Origin of the sequence: Microbacterium gallinarum (assembly GCF_014837165.1) — a bacterium.
GTDB lineage: Bacteria > Actinomycetota > Actinomycetes > Actinomycetales > Microbacteriaceae > Microbacterium > Microbacterium gallinarum.
The window spans coordinates 177,664-195,958 of record NZ_JACSPM010000003.1; the positions used below are offsets into that span (position 1 = coordinate 177,664).

Annotated in this window: 15 protein-coding genes and 1 pseudogene; 7 read left to right on the top strand and 9 right to left on the bottom strand. The window is 69.6% G+C overall.

Going from position 1 to position 18,295, the window contains the following annotated elements:
- Positions 1-15: 15 nt before the first annotated feature.
- Genes H9622_RS10365 through tkt form a run of 3 tightly spaced genes read right to left on the bottom strand, consistent with a single transcriptional unit; the run spans position 16 to position 4,852 of the window.
- Entirely contained in the window at positions 16-1,638 is a 1,623-nt protein-coding gene (locus tag H9622_RS10365) for a glucose-6-phosphate isomerase (protein ID WP_191766322.1), read from the bottom strand.
- The gene (tal, locus tag H9622_RS10370; protein WP_191766323.1) at positions 1,635-2,756 is read right to left on the bottom strand and encodes a transaldolase; all 1,122 of its coding nucleotides are present in this window, start codon (positions 2,754-2,756) and stop codon (positions 1,635-1,637) included. Before tal ends, H9622_RS10365 begins: the two co-directional genes overlap by 4 nt.
- Complete coding sequence (gene tkt, locus H9622_RS10375) at positions 2,753-4,852, bottom strand: transketolase (protein WP_191766324.1); 2,100 nt, start codon at positions 4,850-4,852, stop codon at positions 2,753-2,755. Before tkt ends, tal begins: the two co-directional genes overlap by 4 nt.
- A gap of 317 nt (positions 4,853-5,169) precedes the next feature.
- On the opposite strand from tkt, the gene H9622_RS10380 reads away from it, so the two are divergent.
- Positions 5,170-6,111 (top strand): heme o synthase, encoded by a 942-nt coding sequence (locus H9622_RS10380; protein WP_191766325.1) that lies wholly within the window; start codon positions 5,170-5,172, stop codon positions 6,109-6,111.
- 55 nt (positions 6,112-6,166) lie between these two features.
- Positions 6,167-7,369: a glycoside hydrolase family 3 N-terminal domain-containing protein gene (locus tag H9622_RS10385; RefSeq protein ID WP_191766326.1), complete on the top strand. Its 1,203-nt coding sequence runs from the start codon at positions 6,167-6,169 to the stop codon at positions 7,367-7,369.
- A 1-nt stretch (position 7,370) separates the two neighbouring features.
- Here the strand turns inward: H9622_RS10385 and H9622_RS10390 are convergent, their stop codons facing one another.
- From H9622_RS10390 to H9622_RS10405, 4 genes are all read right to left on the bottom strand, one after another.
- Complete coding sequence (locus tag H9622_RS10390) at positions 7,371-8,252, bottom strand: 3-methyladenine DNA glycosylase (RefSeq protein WP_404802866.1); 882 nt, start codon at positions 8,250-8,252, stop codon at positions 7,371-7,373.
- A gap of 65 nt (positions 8,253-8,317) precedes the next feature.
- Positions 8,318-9,031: an SOS response-associated peptidase gene (locus H9622_RS10395; RefSeq protein ID WP_191766327.1), complete on the bottom strand. Its 714-nt coding sequence runs from the start codon at positions 9,029-9,031 to the stop codon at positions 8,318-8,320.
- Positions 9,032-9,069: 38 nt separating this feature from the next.
- Positions 9,070-10,104 (bottom strand): App1 family protein, encoded by a 1,035-nt coding sequence (locus H9622_RS10400; protein WP_191766328.1) that lies wholly within the window; start codon positions 10,102-10,104, stop codon positions 9,070-9,072.
- A gap of 4 nt (positions 10,105-10,108) precedes the next feature.
- Positions 10,109-10,795 (bottom strand): DedA family protein, encoded by a 687-nt coding sequence (locus H9622_RS10405; protein WP_191766329.1) that lies wholly within the window; start codon positions 10,793-10,795, stop codon positions 10,109-10,111.
- A gap of 42 nt (positions 10,796-10,837) precedes the next feature.
- On the opposite strand from H9622_RS10405, the gene pabB reads away from it, so the two are divergent.
- The 4 genes from pabB (at position 10,838) to H9622_RS16170 (ending at position 15,912) form a co-directional block, all read left to right on the top strand.
- On the top strand, positions 10,838-12,142 hold the full coding sequence (gene pabB, locus H9622_RS10410) for an aminodeoxychorismate synthase component I (RefSeq protein ID WP_191766330.1): 1,305 nt from the start codon (positions 10,838-10,840) through the stop codon (positions 12,140-12,142).
- A 71-nt stretch (positions 12,143-12,213) separates the two neighbouring features.
- Complete coding sequence (leuS, locus tag H9622_RS10415) at positions 12,214-14,805, top strand: leucine--tRNA ligase (protein ID WP_191766331.1); 2,592 nt, start codon at positions 12,214-12,216, stop codon at positions 14,803-14,805.
- Positions 14,806-15,220: 415 nt separating this feature from the next.
- Entirely contained in the window at positions 15,221-15,727 is a 507-nt protein-coding gene (locus H9622_RS10420) for a hypothetical protein (RefSeq protein WP_191766626.1), read from the top strand.
- Complete coding sequence (locus H9622_RS16170; RefSeq protein ID WP_191766332.1) at positions 15,649-15,912, top strand: META domain-containing protein; 264 nt, start codon at positions 15,649-15,651, stop codon at positions 15,910-15,912. The genes H9622_RS10420 and H9622_RS16170 overlap by 79 nt, the downstream gene beginning before the upstream one ends.
- 158 nt (positions 15,913-16,070) lie before the next feature.
- Here the strand turns inward: H9622_RS16170 and H9622_RS10430 are convergent, their stop codons facing one another.
- Positions 16,071-16,514: a hypothetical protein gene (locus tag H9622_RS10430; protein ID WP_191766333.1), complete on the bottom strand. Its 444-nt coding sequence runs from the start codon at positions 16,512-16,514 to the stop codon at positions 16,071-16,073.
- Positions 16,515-16,605: 91 nt separating this feature from the next.
- The gene (locus H9622_RS10435; protein WP_191766334.1) at positions 16,606-16,809 is read right to left on the bottom strand and encodes a hypothetical protein; all 204 of its coding nucleotides are present in this window, start codon (positions 16,807-16,809) and stop codon (positions 16,606-16,608) included.
- Between the two features lie 594 nt (positions 16,810-17,403).
- On the opposite strand from H9622_RS10435, the pseudogene H9622_RS10440 reads away from it, so the two are divergent.
- Positions 17,404-17,907: pseudogene (locus H9622_RS10440) on the top strand (DUF1990 family protein).
- Positions 17,908-18,295 lie beyond the last annotated feature (388 nt).

Genomic DNA, 18,295 nt, shown 5'->3' on the forward strand with positions numbered 1-18,295 from the left:
GTGGGAGCGGGTCTCCTACTGGGCCGCCTCGAAGAGCGAGAGCACTTCGATCCGGGGGTCGGTGAGCGTGAGCGTGACGACGGGGCGGCCGTGGCCATCCGCGAGCACGCTCGCGTCGCCCGCCGCCTGTGCCTGGATGAGCCGCCCGAACGTGAAGGGACGGTCGGGAATCTCGAGGTCGGTGTCGGTGCGCTCGAGGATCTGCAGGAAGACGCCGTTCGCCGGGCCGCCCTTGTGGAACTGACCCGTCGAGTGCAGGAAGCGGGGTCCCCAGCCGAACGTCGTCGGGCGTCCGGAGTCGGCGGCGACGAGCTCGCGCAGCCCGGTGAGCTGATCGAGTTCGAGCCGGTTGACGTAGGCCTGGATCGAGACGTAGCCGTCTGCGGGCAGACGCGACCAGAGCGCGTCGAGCACGCCGGCGACGGTTCCGGAGACCGCGAGCTCGGGGTCGGACACGCGCACCTCGACGCCTTCGGCCGTGAAGGCCGGCTCGGTCGGCTCGGGTCGTGCGTCGAGCAGGCCGCGGGCGGCGATCTTGGCGGACTCCACGTCGGGCTGATCGAACGGGTTGATGCCGAGCATCTTGCCCGCGATCGCCGTGGCGTACTCCCACACGACGAACTGCGCGCCGAGCGAGCCGCTGACGAGGACCTCGCCGTTGTGGTGCTCGAAGAGGTGGAACTTCTTCGCCTCATCGACCAGTCGCACGATCTGCAGGTCGGAAGGGACGCTCTCGACCTCGGGTGAGACCGGGAGCAGGACGACAGGCAGGATGCCGGTGCCCTGCTTGCCCGTCGACTCGGCGACGAGCTGCTCGATCCAGTCCGGAAGGCCCACGATGTGCGTGCCGTCGGTGACCAGGCCGAGCTTGTCGCGACGGGGCTCGCCGCCGGCGATGGCCGCGGCGAGCACGAGCGCAGGGTTGTCGGGGCTGTCGATCGCGACCTCGAGCAGAGTCGCCTCCGCCTCGTCGAGGATCTCCGCGATGTCGACGCCGGCGAGCCCGGCCGGAACCAGCCCGAACGCGGTGAGTGCCGAGTAGCGGCCCCCTACGGTGGGGTCGGCGTTGAAGACGGTGTAGCCGTCGGCGCGCGCCGCCTGGTCGAGCGGCGAACCGGGGTCGGTGACGACCACGATGCGCTCGACGGGGTCGATGCCGAGGTCGCGGAAGGCGGCTTCGAAGGCGCGCTTGGCCGAGTCGGTCTCGACGGTCGAGCCCGACTTCGACGACACGACGAGCACGGTCTTGCTGAGGTCGCCCTGCTGGGCGTCGCCGTCGATGGCGGCCAGGACCTGGCCGGGCGCCGTGGAGTCGAGGATCACGAGCGGCACGCCGGCCGTCTGCGCGATGACCTCGGGCGCGAGCGACGAGCCGCCCATGCCCGCGAGCACAACGCGCGTGACGCCCTTCGCGGCGAGCTCCCGGCGGAGCGCCTCGATCTGCGGCACGAGGGGGCGCGAGACGGTGACCGCCTGCACCCAGCCGAGGCGCTTGGATGCCTCCTCCTCGGCTTCCGGGCCCCACAGCGAGCCGTCACCCGCGGTGATGCCCGACGCGACGAGGCTGGCGACGAGGCCGGGGAGGGTCTCGTCGACGACCGACTTGACGTGGCCGCTGAGGTGGATCTCGAAGCTCATCGTGCGACCTCGGGCGCGTTCTCGAGCGCGGTCTTTACCGTGCCCTGAAGGTCGTGCCACGAGGCGATGAACTTCGAGACGCCCTCGTCTTCCAGCACCTGGGTGACGTCGGCGAAGTCGACGCCCGCGGCCGCGAGGTCGGCGAACACCTTGTGCGCGGCCGCGTAGGTGCCGGTGACGGCGTCGCCGGCGATCTGGCCGTGGTCGAACGTCGCCTCGAGCGTCTTCTCGGGCATCGTGTTCACGGTGCCGGGGGCGACGAGCTCGGTCACGTACAGCGTGTCGGGCAGCGAGGGGTCCTTGACGCCGGTCGACGCCCACAGCGGGCGCTGCGCGTTCGCGCCGGCCTCGAGCAGCGCCGTGGCACGGTCGGTGGCGAACGCCTGCTCGTACAGCTCGTATGCGAGCCGCGCGTTGGCGACGCCGGCGAGCGACTTCAGGGCCTCGGCCTCGTCGGTGCCGATCGCGTCGAGGCGCTTGTCGACCTCGGTGTCGACGCGCGACACGAAGAACGAGGCGACCGAGTGGATCTGCGACACGTCGTGCCCGGCATCCTTCGCCTTCTCGATGCCGGCGAGGTACGCCTCGATGACGTCGGCGTAGCGCTCCAGGCTGAAGATGAGCGTCACGTTCACCGAGATGCCCTCGGCGAGGACAGCGGTGATGGCGGGGAGGCCGGCCTTCGTCGCGGGGATCTTGATGTGGACGTTCGGACGGCCGACGGTCGCCCACAGCTCCTTGGCCTGCGCGATGGTGGCGTCGGTGTCGTGTGCGAGGTCGGGGGAGACCTCGATCGACACGCGGCCGTCCGCGCCCTTCGTTGCGTCGTACACCGGGCGGAAGATGTCGGCCGCGTCGCGGACGTCATCGGTGGTCGCGGCGAAGATCGCCTCGTCGACCGACGCGCCCTTGGCCGCCAGCTGTGCGATCTGGTCGGCGTACGCGTGACCGCCGCCGCCGATGGCGCCCTGGAAGATCGTCGGGTTCGTGGTGACGCCCGTGACGTTGCGCGTCGAGATGAGCTCGGTGAGGTTGCCCGACGTGATGCGCTCGCGCGACAGGTCGTCCAGCCAGATGCTCACGCCGGCGGCGGAGAGCTTTTCGGTGGGGGTGCTCATGCTGCGTTCTCCTTAAGGGATTCGCGTGCCGCCTCGACGACGGCGTCGGCGGTGATGCCGAACTTCTGGAAGAGGGTCTTGTAGTCGGCGGAGGCGCCGAAGTGGTCGATCGCGACCGAGCGGCCCTTGTCGCCGACGATGCCGCGCCAGGTGAGCGCAGAGCCGGCCTCGACCGACACGCGCGCGGTGACCGCTGCCGGCAGAACGGACTCGCGGTAGGCGTCGTCCTGCTCGGCGAACCACTCCAGCGAGGGAGCGGACACGACACGGGCGTTCACGCCTTCGGCGGCGAGGGTCTCGCGCGCGGCGACGGCGAGCTGCACCTCGGAGCCGGTGGCGATGAGGATCACGTCGGGCGTGCCGCCGGGCGCTTCCGCCAGCACGTAGGCACCCTTCGTTGCCAGCTCCGCCGACGCGAAGGTGTCGCCGGATGCCTCGCCCTCACCGCGCGGGAACACCGGGATGTTCTGGCGGGTGAGCGCGATGCCGGCGGGTCCGGCGTTGCGGCGCAGCAGCTCGAGCCATGCGACGGCGGTCTCGTTGGCGTCGGCGGGGCGCACCACGGCGAAGTTCGGGATGGCGCGCAGCGTCGCGAGCTGCTCGACCGGCTGGTGCGTCGGGCCGTCCTCGCCGAGGGCGACGGAGTCGTGGGTCCAGACGAAGATCGACGGGATGTCCATCAGCGCGGCCAGGCGCACGGAGGGGCGCATGTAGTCGCTGAAGATGAGGAACGTGCCGCCGAACGCGCGGGTCGGGCCGTGCAGCACGATGCCGTTGACGATCGCGCCCATCGCGTGCTCGCGGATGCCGAAGTGCAGCACGCGCCCGTACGGGTCGCCCGACCACTCGTGGGTCGACCACTCGGCGGGGATGAAGCTCTTGCCGTCCTTGATGGTGGTCAGGTTCGACTCGGCCAGGTCGGCCGATCCGCCCCACAGCTCAGGGAGCTCCGCGGCGAGTGCGTTGATGACGACGCCCGACGCGGCACGCGTGGAGACGTCCTTGCCCGCCTCGAACGAGGGCAGTGCCGCTGCGATGCCGTCCGGCAGCTCGCGGGCCTGCACACGGTCGAACAGGGCCTTGCGCTCGGGGTTGGCGGCCGCCCAGGCGTCGAAGGACTCCTGCCACGCGGCGCGGGACTCGGCGGCGCGCTCGGCGAGCGAGCGGGTGTGCGCGAGCACATCGTCGGCGACCACGAAGGACTGCTCGGGGTCGAAGCCGAGCACCTTCTTCGTCGCGGCGAGCTCGTCGGCGCCGAGCGCCGAACCGTGGATCTTGCCGGTGTTCTGCTTGCCGGGCGACGGCCAGCCGATGATGGTGCGCAGGATGATCAGCGACGGCTTGGCGTTCTCGCCCTTCGCCGCCTCGATCGCGGCGTACAGCTCGGCGACGTCTTCGACGTACTCGCCGGACTTCTTCCAGTCCACGACCTGCACGTGCCAGCCGTAGGACTCGTACCGCTTCGCGACGTCCTCGGTGAAGGCGACGTTGGTGTCGTCCTCGATCGAGATCTGGTTCGAGTCGTAGATCGCGATGAGGTTGCCCAGCTGCTGGTGGCCGGCGAGGCTCGACGCTTCGGAGGTCACGCCCTCCTGCAGGTCGCCGTCGCCGGCGATGACGTAGATGTGGTGGTCGAAGGGCGACTCGCCCGCCGGGGTCTCGGGGTCGAACAGGCCGCGCTCGTAGCGGGCCGCGTAGGCGAAGCCGACCGACGAGGCGAGGCCCTGGCCGAGCGGGCCGGTGGTGATCTCGACACCCGCCGTGTGCCCGTACTCCGGGTGTCCGGGCGTCTTCGAGCCCCACGTGCGCAGCGACTCGAGGTCGCCGAGCTCGAGGCCGAACCCGCCCAGGTACAGCTGCACGTACTGCGTCAGCGAGGAGTGCCCGGCCGACAGGATGAACCTGTCGCGTCCCACCCAGTGCGTGTCGGCCGGGTCGTGGCGCAGCACCCGCTGATACAGCAGGTACGCGGCAGGCGCCAGGCTCATCGCGGTGCCGGGGTGGCCGTTGCCGACCTTCTCCACAGCGTCCGCAGCCAGCACACGAGCGGTGTCCACCGCGCGCCGATCGATCTCATCCCAACGCAGCTCCGACACGGGACCGCCTCTCTAATGAAGGTGCGCCCGACAGGGGCCGAACCACAGCCTTGTCCCGGGAGTGGGCGAAGGGGGATCGACGCGGGCGCGCGTGTGGTCTCAGCATAGCGAAGGGGCATGCCGCCCCGGCGATGTGAGCCGCTGTGTGACAGAGTCTTGCGGACCGGCCCTTGTTGTGCATGTCGTCGCCGTGTCGCACGCGTGACGTTTCGCTCACGCGACTGCGCGGCCGAATGTGAGCGGTAGCCCGCGGCGGGGGATCCTCGGCGCCATGCCATAGACTTAAGTGATTTCTGCGGGCGGCGATTGCGGGGGAGATGGACATCACGACGACGGCGGGTGCCGAGGCATCCGCTCACGCTCCTCGCGAGTCCCGCCAGCCGCTCGGCCGCACGATCCGCGCCTACATCGCGCTCATGAAGCCTCGCGTGCTCGAGCTGCTGCTCGTCACGACCGTTCCGGTGATGATCCTGGCCCAGGGCGGACTTCCCGACCTGTGGCTCGTGGTCGCCACGGTCATCGGCGGCACAGCCAGCGCCGGGTCGGCGGCGGCGTTCAACATGTACCTCGACCGCGACATCGACGCGCACATGCAGCGCACGGTGAACCGGCCGCTCGTCACGGGCGAGGTCTCACCCCGTGGAGCGTTGGTCTTCGCGTGGACGCTCGCGGTGTTCTCGACCGTGTGGCTGCTGTTCACGACCAACTGGCTCGCGGCCACGCTGTCGGCCGCCGCCATCTTCTTCTACGTCGTGATCTACACGATGATCCTCAAGCGCCGCACCGAGCAGAACATCGTGTGGGGCGGCATCGCCGGCTGCTTCCCGGTGCTGATCGGGTGGACGGCCGTCACCGGCTCGCTGGCCTGGCCGCCCGTCATCCTGTTCGTGCTCGTCTTCCTCTGGACGCCGCCGCACTACTGGCCGCTGTCGATGAAGTACAAGGACCAGTACGAAGAAGTCGACGTGCCCATGCTGGGCGCGACCCGCAACGGCTCGCAGGTCGGCCTGCAGGTCATCCTCTACGCGTGGGCCACCGTGGCGTGCTCGCTCCTGCTCATCCCGGTCGCCGGGATGGGACTGGTCTACACCGTGTCGTCGCTGGTGTTCGGCGGCTGGTTCATCTACGAGTCGCACCGTCTCTACAACCGTGCGGTGCGCGGTACCGAGCCGCGCCCGATGCGGGTCTTCCACGCCTCGATCACCTACCTGACGCTGATCTTCGTCGCGATCGCGGTCGATCCGCTGCTCCCGTTCTGATCGTTCGAGTCTCATCGGCGACGCGCGCAGTCGGCTGCACGCCTAGGCTGACCCCGTGAGAGCACGTCATCGCGCGGCCGGCGCCGTCACGGCGATCGTCGCGGTCCTCGTGCTCGGAAGCGCGGACGGATCGTGGGCGGATGACGCGGCCCCGCCGTCTGCGACGGGATCCGTCGTGGTCGAACCGGCGCCCGCGGACGACCTCGCAGCCGCCGCCGCGCAGCGGGTGGAGGCGATGTCGACGCGCGAGCAGGCCGCCTCCGTGGTGATGGGTCACATCCCGACGACCGACCCCGGGGCGCTGAAGGCCTACATGCAGGCGACAGGGATCGGCGGCTTCATCCTGATGGGGGCCAACGTCCCGGGCGACGAGGCGACGCTCCGGGCCGTGACGGCAGCTCTCACGACCGATGCCGCCTTCCCGCCGGTGCTCGCGATCGACCAGGAGGGCGGCGACGTCTCGCGACTGCCGTGGGACGACTTCCGCTCCTCGGTCGACCTCAAGAACGAGGCACCGGCCGCAGCCGAGATCGCGTTCGCCGGCCGTGGCGCGCTCGTCGGGCGCGCCGGAATCGGCGTGAACTTCGGGATCGTGGCCGACGAGACCGACGATCCCTCGTCGTTCATCTTCCGCCGCGCGCTCGGCACGACCCCTGCGGCCTCGGCCGATCGCGTCGCCGCCGCTGTGGCAGGCGAGAGCAGTGCGGCGCTGTCCACACTCAAGCACTTCCCGGGCCACGGCGCCGCCCCCGGCGACTCGCACCGCGGCATCCCGTCCACGGACATGAGCAAGGACCAGTGGCTCAGCGGCCCGGCGCAGCCGTTCCGGTCCGGGATCGACGCCGGGGCGCCGCTGCTGATGTTCGGCCATCTCGCGTACACCGCGGTGGATGCGCAGCCGGCGACCCTCTCGGCCGAGTGGCACCGCATCGCGCGCGAGGAACTCGGCTTCGACGGCGTGGCGGTCACCGACGATCTCGGCATGCTCGAGGCATCCGGAATCTCGTCCTACTCCGACCCCGTCGCCAACGCCGTCGCGGCACTGGCCGCAGGGAACGACCTGCTGCTGTCGGTGATGTTCACGTCGGCCGAGAGCGCACCGCGCATCGTCGACGGCATCGTCGGGGCGGTCGACGCCGGGACGCTGCCGCCCGATCGCCTGCGCGAGGCGGCGACGCGCGTGGCGCAGCTACGCCTGCAGCTGGCGGCGGACGGCCGCGGACTGCTGCCCTGCGGCGACTGCCAGCCGGTCGGCTGACTCAGACGGCGCAGACGGCGCCGACGGCGCCGAGAAGTCGCTCGCGCAGCGCCTGGCCGCGCTCGGCGAAGCCGCGCTGGGCGCGCACGTACTCCGCCTTGCCCTCGACTGTCTCGATCCGCACGGGCGCGTAGCCCCAGTCGGCAAGGTCGTACGGCGAGGCCTGCATGTCGAGCGTGCGGATGTCGCGGGCCAAGGCGAAGGCGTCGAGCAGGAGGTCGCCGGGAACGAGCGGCCCGAGCTTGACCGCCCACTTGTAGAGATCCATGCCGGCGTGAAGGCACCCGGGCTGCTCGAGGTCGGCCTGGCGCTCGCGCGTGGGCGCGTCTCGATTGAGCGGGACGGCCGCCGGAGTGAAGAATCGGAATGCGTCGAAGTGCGTGCACTTCAGGTCGTGAGCCTCGACGACGGCGTCCGTCGCCTCCTGCCCGAGGCGCAGCGGCACCTCGTGGCGGTGCGTGCGCTCACGGTAGACCATCGCCCATTCGTGCAGGCCGAAGCATCCGAAGCTGCCGGATCGACCCGCGGTGGCGCGAAGGACGCGGCCGATGTTCGCGATGAGAGCGCCGCGTTCGGCGCGCAGCGCGTCCGCGTCGAGGGTCACCGAGCCCGGGGTGTCCCCCGAGGTGTACCAGCGCCAGCCTGCCCGCTCGCCGGCGGCTTCGGCGAGCTCGACGCCCGCGCCCGGGTGCCAGCGCCGCAGCAGCGACGGCTTGTACGAGTAATAGGTGAAGAGGAAATCCTCGACGGGATGCTTCTCGCCACGCGCCGCTCGTCGCCGGTGCGCCGCCGTCAGCTCGTCGGCCCGCGCGATGTGGGCGGCTTCGCGCGCACGCCAGTCGGCCGCGCGGAGCACGGGGCGCTGGGGTGGGGCGATCGTCACCGTTCGAGGATACGCACGACCACCGGGCGTCCGCCGGGAGCCGATCGCGACGAGGACGCGCCGGATCAGTCGTCGACGGGCTCGATCAACGCGGGGGAGTTGTTGCGCACGTTGCCCACGGCCTTCGACACGACATGGTCGTCGAGCGTCTCGGCCAGGGCCGGCGCGGCGTCGATGGCGGCGTCGAGCACGTCGCGCACGTTGTCGGTCGTCGGGTCGAGCCACGCGTCGGCGTGATCGGCGTCGAGGAACAGCGGCATGCGGTCGTGGATGGAGCCGAGGCGGCCGATCGAGTCGCGCGTGAGGATCGTGAAGCTCAGGAGCCAGCGGGACGGATCGTCGTCGCCCTTCGCCTTGTCGCGCCACCACTCGTAGAGGCCGGCCATGAACAGCGGAGACCCGTCGGCGGGGTGGATGTAGTGCGGCGTCTTCACGCCGTCTTCGGTCTTCCACTCGTAGTAGCCCGAGGTCGGCACCACCGCGCGCCGCTTTTCGAGGGCGCTGCGGAACATCGGCTTGGCCTCGAGCTCTTCAGACCGTGCATTGAAGGCCCGCGCGCCGATCTTGGGGTCTTTCGCCCACCCGGGCACGAGGCCCCACCGAGCGCTCTCGAGCCGCCGCGTCGGCAGCTCTTCCTTCAGCGAGTCGAGCACGATCGCGACCTGGGCGGTCGGCGCGACGTTGTACGACGGCTCGGGCAGGTCGTCGCCCTCGACGTCGACCCGCAGCACGCCGACGAGGTCGGAACCGGCACTGGCCACCACGAAGCGTCCGCACATGCGGTCAGCCTACGCGCGGGGTGCGACGTCGGACGGGCTCAGCGCGGAATGACGCCGGCTGCTTCCAGCCGCTCCAGCAGCCCGGCGCCGTCGGAGTCGGTCACCCAGGGTACCGCCGCGGCCGAATGGTCGTTGACCGCGGTGCGACCGCCCGCGAGCACGGCCTCGGCGGGCGACAGGCGACGGATCGCCACGCCGACGACGTTCTGCGGGTGCTCGGCGGTGAAGGTCGTGTACAGCTCGTCGTCGTGCTGGCCGTCGTCGCCGAGCAGCAGCCACCGTACGTGCGGGAACTCCTCGGCCAGACGGCGGAGGTTCGTAAGCTTGTGGGTCTGACCGCTGCGGAACCAGCGGTCGTGCGTGGGTCCCCAGTCGGTCAGCAGCAGCGCGCCGGGAGGGAAGAGGTGACGCGTGAGGAAGCGCATGAGCGTCGGCGCGATGTTCCACGCGCCCGTCGAGAGGTAGATCACCGGGGCGCCGGGATGCTCGCGCACAACGCGCTCCATCAGCACCGCCATGCCGGGCACCGGCTGGCGTGCGTGCTCGTCGACGACGAACGAGTTCCAGGCGGCGAGCAGCGGGCGGGGGAGCGCCGTGACCATGACGGTGTCGTCCACGTCCGACACGACGCCGAACGTCACCTCCGGGCCGACGACGAAGACCCGGGTCTCGACGGGCTCGCCGTCCTCGACCGACATCGTGAAGGTCTGCCAGCCGGCTTCGAGCGTCGCGGGGAGCCGGACGTCGATGACACCGCCGCGATCGGCGACCACGTCATGGCGTACACCGGCGATCGTGACGGTCACCTGCGCATAGCCGATCGGCACGGCCACGAAGCTGCGCCAGCCGCGCACGCTCGCGTACTCGCCGGACTCCGTCTTCTTGACGGGCGGCACGATCATGACCCTGCCGAGCACGCGCACCCACTCGGTTCCGGCGTATCCGGGGAAGGGCGTCACGGTCGGTGTCTGGCCCCGGCGCCGGGCGCGCCGCTCACGCCAGGAGTGGAAGCGGTACTCGAGCCGTGCGAGCCACAGCACCTTGGTGCGAGAGGTCGTCGCTTTCTCGGGCATCCCCTCAGTCTTCCACGTCCTCCTCCACGCGACCTGCACGGGCGGCGGAGTGATCGTGGTCGAGGTGCTTGCGCTCGATCCGCTCGATGACCTTCTTGCTGACGTAGATGAGCACCAGGAACAGCACGATGATGCCGACGAAGATGTAGCCCGCGTAGTGCAGCTGATCCGCGAGCTGGCGGTAGGTGCCGGCGGCCACCGAGGCGACCGAGATGTACAGCCCAGCCCAGATCACGCACGCCGGCAGCGTCCACGCGAGGAACCGGCGGTACGGGTAGCCGCTCATGCCGACGGTGAGCGGCACGAGCGAGTGCAGCACCGGCAGGAAGCGGGAGATGAAGATCGCCGGGCCGCCGCGCCGCAGCAGGTACCGCTCCGACCTCGCCCAGTTCTCGTGGCCGATCTTGCGCCCGAGCCAGGAGTGCTCGATCTTCGGGCCGAGGAAGCGGCCGAGCCAGAAGCCGATGCTCTCGCCGATGAGGGCGCCGACCACGACGGCGACACCGAGCAGGACGCCTTCGAGGGGCGAGGCGACCGCCGTCGCCGCGACGATGACGATCGTGTCGCCGGGGACGACGAGCCCGATCAGCACGCTCGTCTCGAGCATGATCGCGAGGCCTGCCAGCACCGTCCTGAGAACCGGATCGACGCTCTGCACCGCGTCGAGCAGCCACGACAGGAACTCGTTCACGCCACGAGCCTAGGACCACGACCCGCCCTCTAGCCTGGGAACATGTCGGACTCCCTCGTCGCGGTCGAGCTGACGGACTGGGTGGATCCGGCATCCGTCTTCTCGAGCCTCCACTCCCACGACGCGCACGCCTTCTGGCTGGATGCCGGCCCGGACGTCTCCGACGGCTGGAGCTGGGTCGGTGCGGGCGTGCCCGAGTCCGATCCCTCCGCGGTTCGGGCGGTGCCGTGCGCGACGTCGGACGCCGAGCCGTGGAAGGCGGGACGGTTCCGCGGCGGCTGGGTCGGCTGGCTCGGCTACGACGACGCCGCGGAACGCGCCGGTGCTCCGGCCCGATTCGACGACGGGATGCCGCGGCAGCAGTGGCTCAGGGTCGAACGGTTCCTCGCCTTCGACCACGCGGCCCGGCGCGTGTGGGCCGTGGCTCCGGGCGCCGAGGCGGAAACCCTGGCCGCCGCGGTCACGCAGCTCGACACCGCGCCGCCCGTCCCGGCTCCTGCGCCGACGGCGGCGACGGCCCGCTCCCGGCACAGCGCCGAGGAGTACGCCGAGCTGATCGGGCGGTGCCGCGACGCGATCCGCGAGGGCGATGCCTATCAGCTGTGCCTCACGACGCGCTTCGACGTCGACGCGACGGTCGACCCGCTCGAGACGTACCTGCGCCTCCGGGCGGCGACACCCGCCCACCACGGCGGATTGGTGCGGTCCGGCGCGGTCTCCCTGGCGAGCGCCAGCCCCGAGCGGTTCCTCGAGGTCGAGGAAGGCATCGTCCGCACGCGCCCGATCAAGGGGACAAGGCCCCGCAGCGCCGATCCGACGACCGACGCCGCGCTCGCCGACGAGCTGCGCACCGACGTGAAGGAGCGCGCCGAGAACGTCATGATCGTCGACCTCATGCGCAACGACCTCTCGCGGGTGTGCGCCCCCGGCTCGGTGGGCGTCGACGGCCTCCTTCAGGTCGAGTCCTACCCGCACGTGCATCAGCTCGTCAGCACCGTCTCGGGGGCGCTGACGCCTGGCATCACGGTCGGCGGGCTGCTCGATGCCGCGTTCCCCGCCGGCAGCATGACGGGGGCGCCGAAGCTCTCGGCGATGACGATCCTGCACCGTCTGGAGAACGGACCGCGCGGCGTCTTCGCGGGGTGCTTCGGCTGGGTGGGGACCGACGGTGCGCTGGATCTCGCGATGGTGATCCGCTCGATCGTCGTGCACGACGGTGGCGCGTACGTCGGCGCCGGTGGAGGGATCACGTGGCGATCGGATGCCGCGGCCGAGGTCGCCGAGGTGGGGATCAAGGCGCGGGGGCCGCTTGCCGCCCTCGGCGCCTCCCTGCCGCCCGGCTGGTGAGGGCGCCGTTCCGGTAACCTGGAGTTTCGCGCTGCGCGCGCGTCTCCGGCATCCGTTCGATTGGTTCCCTCGTGTCACAGACCCTCCCGCCCGACACCACCGCGCCCTCCGAGGGTGGCGGCTACGACGCGTACGCCATCCAGCAGAAGTGGCAGCAGCGCTGGGCGGAGGCCGACCCGTTCCGCGCGGGCGGTGACGACGACACCCGCCCGCGCAAGTACGTGCTCGGGATGTTCCCGTACCCGTCGGGCGACCTGCACATGGGCCACGCCGAGAACTACGCCTACGTCGACGTCGTCGCGCGCTTCTGGCGTCACCGCGGCTACAACGTCCTGAACCCGATCGGGTGGGACTCGTTCGGGCTCCCGGCCGAGAACGCGGCGATCCAGCGCGGTGCCGACCCGCGCGAGTGGACCTACGCCAACATCGAGCAGCACAAGAAGAGCTTCCGCGAGTACGGCTCGTCGTACGACTGGTCGCGCATCCTGCACACGAGCGACCCCGAGTACTACCGCTGGAACCAGTGGCTGTTCCAGCGCCTGTACGAGCGCGGCCTGGCCTACCGCAAGGAGAGCCCGGTCAACTGGTGCCCCAACGACCAGACCGTGCTGGCCAACGAGCAGGTCATCGACGGCCACTGCGAACGCTGTGGCTACGAGGTCATCAAGAAGAAGCTCACGCAGTGGTACTTCAAGATCACCGATTACGCCGACCGCCTCCTCGACGACCTCAACCAGCTCGAGGGGTTCTGGCCGCAGAAGGTCATCCGCATGCAGCGGAACTGGATCGGCCGTTCGATCGGCGCCGACATCGAGTTCGAGATCGAGGGCCGAGACGAACGCGTCACCGTCTTCTCGACGCGGCCCGACACGCTGCACGGTGCGACGTTCTTCGTCGTGGCGCCCGACAGCGACCTCGCCGCCGAGCTGGCGGCGGGCGCCTCGCCCGAAGTGCGCGTGCGCTTCCAGGATTACCTGGAGCGCGTCCAGCGCGAGACCGACATCGAGCGCCAGAGCACCGACCGCCCGAAGACCGGCGTGTTCCTCGACCGCTACGCGATCAACCCGATCAACGGCGAGCGGCTGCCCATCTGGGCCGCCGACTACGTGCTGGCCGACTACGGTCACGGCGCCGTCATGGCCGTGCCCGCCCACGACCAGCGCGACCTCGACTTCGCACGCGCCTTCGACCTCCCGGTCAAGGTCGTCGTCGACACGACCGCGCCCATCACCGGAGCGATCCCGGTCATCGAGCTCGACGACGACGGCGTTCCGATCGATCCCGGTGCGGACGAGGCATCCCTCGACGATCTCGACCCGGCCAAGACGGGCATCGCGCTCACCGGCGAGGGTCGGATGATCAACTCCGGCGCGCTCGACGGCCTGTCCAAGCGCAATGCGATCGCCCGCATCATCGAGCAGCTCGAAGCAGCGGGTGTGGGTCGCGCGGCGAAGTCGTACCGCCTGCGCGACTGGCTCATCTCGCGCCAGCGCTTCTGGGGTACGCCGATCCCCATGATCCACACCGCCGACGGACGCATCGTGCCGGTGCCCGACGACCAGCTGCCGCTGCAGCTGCCCGACGCCCACGGCCTCGACCTGGCGCCCAAGGGCACGTCGCCGCTCGGCGGCGCGTCGGAGTGGATGCAGACGGTCGACCCCGAGACCGGTGAGCCCGCCCTGCGCGACGCCGACACGATGGACACGTTCGTCGACAGCTCGTGGTACTTCCTGCGCTTCCTCGCCTCGAACGACCCGACGCAGGCGTTCCCGACCCGCGAGGCCGACCGCTGGGCGCCCGTCGACTCCTACATCGGCGGCGTCGAGCACGCGATCCTGCACCTGCTGTACGCGCGCTTCATCACCAAGGTCCTGTACGACATGGGCCTGATCGACTTCACCGAGCCCTTCACGAGCCTGATCAACCAGGGCATGGTGCTGCTCGGCGGCTCGAAGATGTCGAAGAGCAAGGGCAACCTGGTCGAGTTCGCCTCGAGCATGGTCGACCCCGGTGCCGATGCGGTGCGCACCGCGATCGCGTTCGCCGGTCCGGTCGAGGACGACATCAACTGGGAGGACGTCTCGACGACAGGTGCCCAGAAGTTCCTCGCCCGCGCGTGGCGCGTGGCGAAGGACGTCACGAGCGACCCCGACGTGATCTGGGCCGAGGGCGACCCGGCGCTGCGCCGCGTCACGCACCGCCTGCTCGCCGACGCCCCGGGTCTCATCGAGCACAACAAGTTCAACGTAGTGGTCGCCCGCCTGATGGAACTGGTGAATGCGACCCGCAAGGCGATCGACACCGGCGCCGGCCCCGCCGACCCGGCGGTGCGCGAGGCCGCCGAGGTCACCGCGATGATCCTCGACCTCTTCGCGCCGCACACGGCGGAGGAGATGTGGGAGATCCTCGGGTACGACGGGTTCGTCGGGCTCGCCACGTGGCGCTCGGCAGACCCGACGCTGCTGGTCGAGGAGTCCGTGACGTCGGTCGTGCAGATCGACGGCAAGGTGCGCGCAACGCTGCAGGTTCCCGCGCGGATCGACGCCGCCGAGCTCGAGCGGCTCGCTCGCGCCGACGAGCGTGTGCTGCGCTCGCTGGCGGGCCGGGAGATCACGCGTGCCGTCGTGCGTCCGCCGAAGGTCGTCAGCTTCAGCACGCACTAGCGATGGGATCATCAGGCCCGAGTCGCCGGCTCTGGCGCGTCGGCCGCTCGAAGCCCGGTGAGGCTACACGCCGTCCGGCGTCGTCGGTGTGGCGCGAGGGAGATGCCTCGCGCCTCCGGCTCTCTCGGAGCAGTGCGCCGATTCAACGACGGCGCAGAAGCCAGCTCCGTGACGTGAGATCTGGCCACGCAGAATGAGGCCGCGCAGACTCGCAGGGGTCGCCAGAAGCGCTCGAATAGTGCACCTCGCATGGGCAAAGCATCGGCCGGGGTAATCGTGCGCAGGAGGTCCGCGTAGCTGAGATGCCTCGCAAACCCAGCGGCCGCGGGCGGATGGTCTCCCTCGAGATGAGCCCATCAGGACCGACTGTCGGGCTTCGCGGTTCCCCGTCGACTCAGCGTGTACCGTCGGCTCCATGCTCGTCGGGGAGGACAGATCACAGGCTGCCGGTGCACGGCCGCAACGACGCGGTCTGGAACTGTTCCTGTGGCTCTTGCTGCCTGTGATCTTGCTGGCCGCTCACTTCATGCAGATCCTCGAGCAGTTCAGCACGGTCGGGTGCGACGGAGTCTGCGACCTGAACCTCATCTTCGGCGCACGGGCCGCTTACCCATGGATGGTTGCCGCTTCCATCGGCGTGGCGGCCATCCTCGCGGTGATCCTGAGACTGCGCGGCAAACCCACCTATTGGGCTCCGCTGGTCGGCGCTGCACTCGTCTTGTCGTCAGCGATCAGCACCAGCGTCTTGTTCCAGGCCGGGCTGGCTCCGATGTACGAGCGCAACGCCCGGATCACACAGGGGGAAGTGCGCGCTGCGCCGCCGCCACCTGATCCGGTCGGGAGTTGGGTGCGGAAGGGGAGCCGTACCTCAGTTTCGCTCCGGATGGAACGCTCTCGGGCTACGACGGATGCAACGACGTGAATGGCCGGTGGACGCAGGATCCCGACGGTCACATCACATTCAGCGAGGTCAGCCTCACCGCGACTGTCTGCGACGGCGTCGACACCTGGCTGAGCAAGGGACGTTCCGTGACAATCGCAGATGACTTCCTCTACATCAACGGCGCCGCCGGCTCGCCCATCGGTGGTCTGCCACCCTCACCTTGAACGACGCACTCCTCCGTTGCCGAAGCCCGCACACGCCACGGACCGCTCTGACCCACTCGCTTCGAAGGGACGCGCGCATAACGACTGGTTTGAAGGCGTCCCTCGGGTCTCGGGTCTCAGGCTGTGAGTGAAAAACCGACGGAGGACACTCGCCAACGCTACGGCGTGATCTCGTCGCTCGAGTCACGCCGGTACACGAGCCGCAGCTCGACACCGTCTTCCGTGGGTCTGCTGTATACCCACACGGGACGCCAATCCAGGGGGGTCGGGCCGATCTGAGTCGGCTGCTCAGCCAGCCCCATCTCCTCAATGAGTTGATGGGCTTTCTGACCGTCCGCCGGACGGATCGTCACGTATGTCGTTGCCCTGTAGGGCTCGTAACCGATCCGAGGCTCTCCCACGATCGATGCCCCTGCCGGTGCCGTTATGAGCCACGATGGCGGCACCGCGTCCTTCGCGGTCCACACTCCGAGGAGTTGCCAGATGACGTAGCAGCCGACGATGATCAGGGCGATAGTCCACGCGATGATGCGTCGGTCTTTCGCCTTCCGGGGCCGCGGCTGCCCGTCGTCGGCTTTGGCCTTGTCCTCCTGAACTGTCAACGGATTCTCCCTGTAGCAGCACTCGCCAGCAACCGAGTCGTCACCTTTCCTCCATCATCTGGGAGGAGGCCGGAGAGCGCCTCAGTGTCGTTCATGTGCGCAGGTCGCCGACGAACCCGTTGCAGATTCCGCTCTCACTGGCGAGCGCCTGATCGTCGATAGACCCGTCGGTGCGGGTCATGTCGTTGGGGTAGGGGACGTCGGGCATGGTCGCATCCCCGCGTGCGGCGTAGTCCTTGGACGCGATCGGGTCGTCATCGACGAAATACGCGTCCCACGCTGCGTACACCAGCATGCAGTGGTAGATGCCGGCGGCACTGGTGTAGCCGGACCAGTCGCCGTTACCGTGCCATCGTCCAGCGGGCAGACCTGTTATCGACTCCGGCCACGCGAACCCCGGAGGAATCGCCCCAGTCCACGCGGCGACCTCCGCGTCGTACGCGCTGTCACGCGGATCGAGCGGGTGCGTAGGCGTAGGGCTCGGTGATGCTGGTGCGGTAGATGCCGTCGGTGCAGGCATCTCTGCCGTCACCGTGGCATCCGCGGTTCGTTCAGAAGCGGGTTCATCCACGGGCACGGCGCATCCGGTCAGCGAGAGCGCGATGATGACGACGACGGCTCCGAGAACGGCCTCGGCGATGCGATTCACAAGCGAGTACTCGCACACGACCGTGTGGGCATCCGACCGTCGCATCGGCCTCTGGGGAATCGTGGACCGCTGAACGAGACGAGTCGGCTCGCGCTCGCGTGACTAACGGTTCGCGTCGCATCGATCACCTCGACTGCCGCGCGCTCGACGACCGATTCGCGGGCGGCAAGCTGAGCCTGCGATGCCTCACGACGAACCGCTACGAGCGCGGCTCTGACTTATCCGCCTACCGTAGAGCCGATGCTTCCCGTCACCTATCCAGAGATCGGCGCCACCGCGGGCGATTTGCCGGCTGGCTACCACCACCTGCGCGCCGAACGCATCGTCGGGCACGGACGGCAGGCATTCGAGCGAGCGGCCGACGATCTGCTTGCTGGTGAGGTGCAACGTCGAGCCGGTGCAACCGTTCGGCTATCTGAGGCCCCGATACGCGAAGGCACATACGTGCGGATGCGGTTGCGCCTGTGGCCGCTGCGATTCGACATCCCATGCGTCGTCGTGTGGGCCGAGCGCACCGCCAACTAGTGCGGGTTCGCCTACGGCACGCTGCCCGGCCACCCCGAGCGGGGTGAGGAACGCTTCGAGGTATCTCTCACGCCGGCCGGCGATGTGACGTTCAGCATCACCGCGTTCTCTTCACCGGCTCGTTGGTTCACGCGACTCGGCGCGCCGGTAGCTCGACTCGTGCAAGCTCGGATGACCCGCCGCTACCTGCACGCTCTCGACTCGCCTACTCCCCGCTGACCATCCACCCGCTACCCGCCCCTGTGCTGTGCGAAGAGGGACCGGCCGGCGTGCAGGCGGGCGCGGGGTCCCCGCGAAAGGGTGGTCAGTGTTCGTGACGGTCGAACGACGGCTCGAGCGGGCGTGGCGCGAACCGTTCCGGTCGGTCCTACTCGGCCCGTCGGCGGGTACGCGCCAGAGCTCGCAATCGGCCTTCGAAGTAGGCGACGGCTGCGATCGCGTTCACGTGGTTGTGAGTGATTCGCTGACCCTCGATCGGGAGGGCGTATGTGGGATCTTCGTAGGTGGCAGCGATTCGCTGGATCGCGTGGAGGTCCTTCTCTGACATCGTGAGGGCGCGTTCGGCGAGGGTGTCCTCTCCGTAATCCCAGAGGCTTGCCGAGGTCTG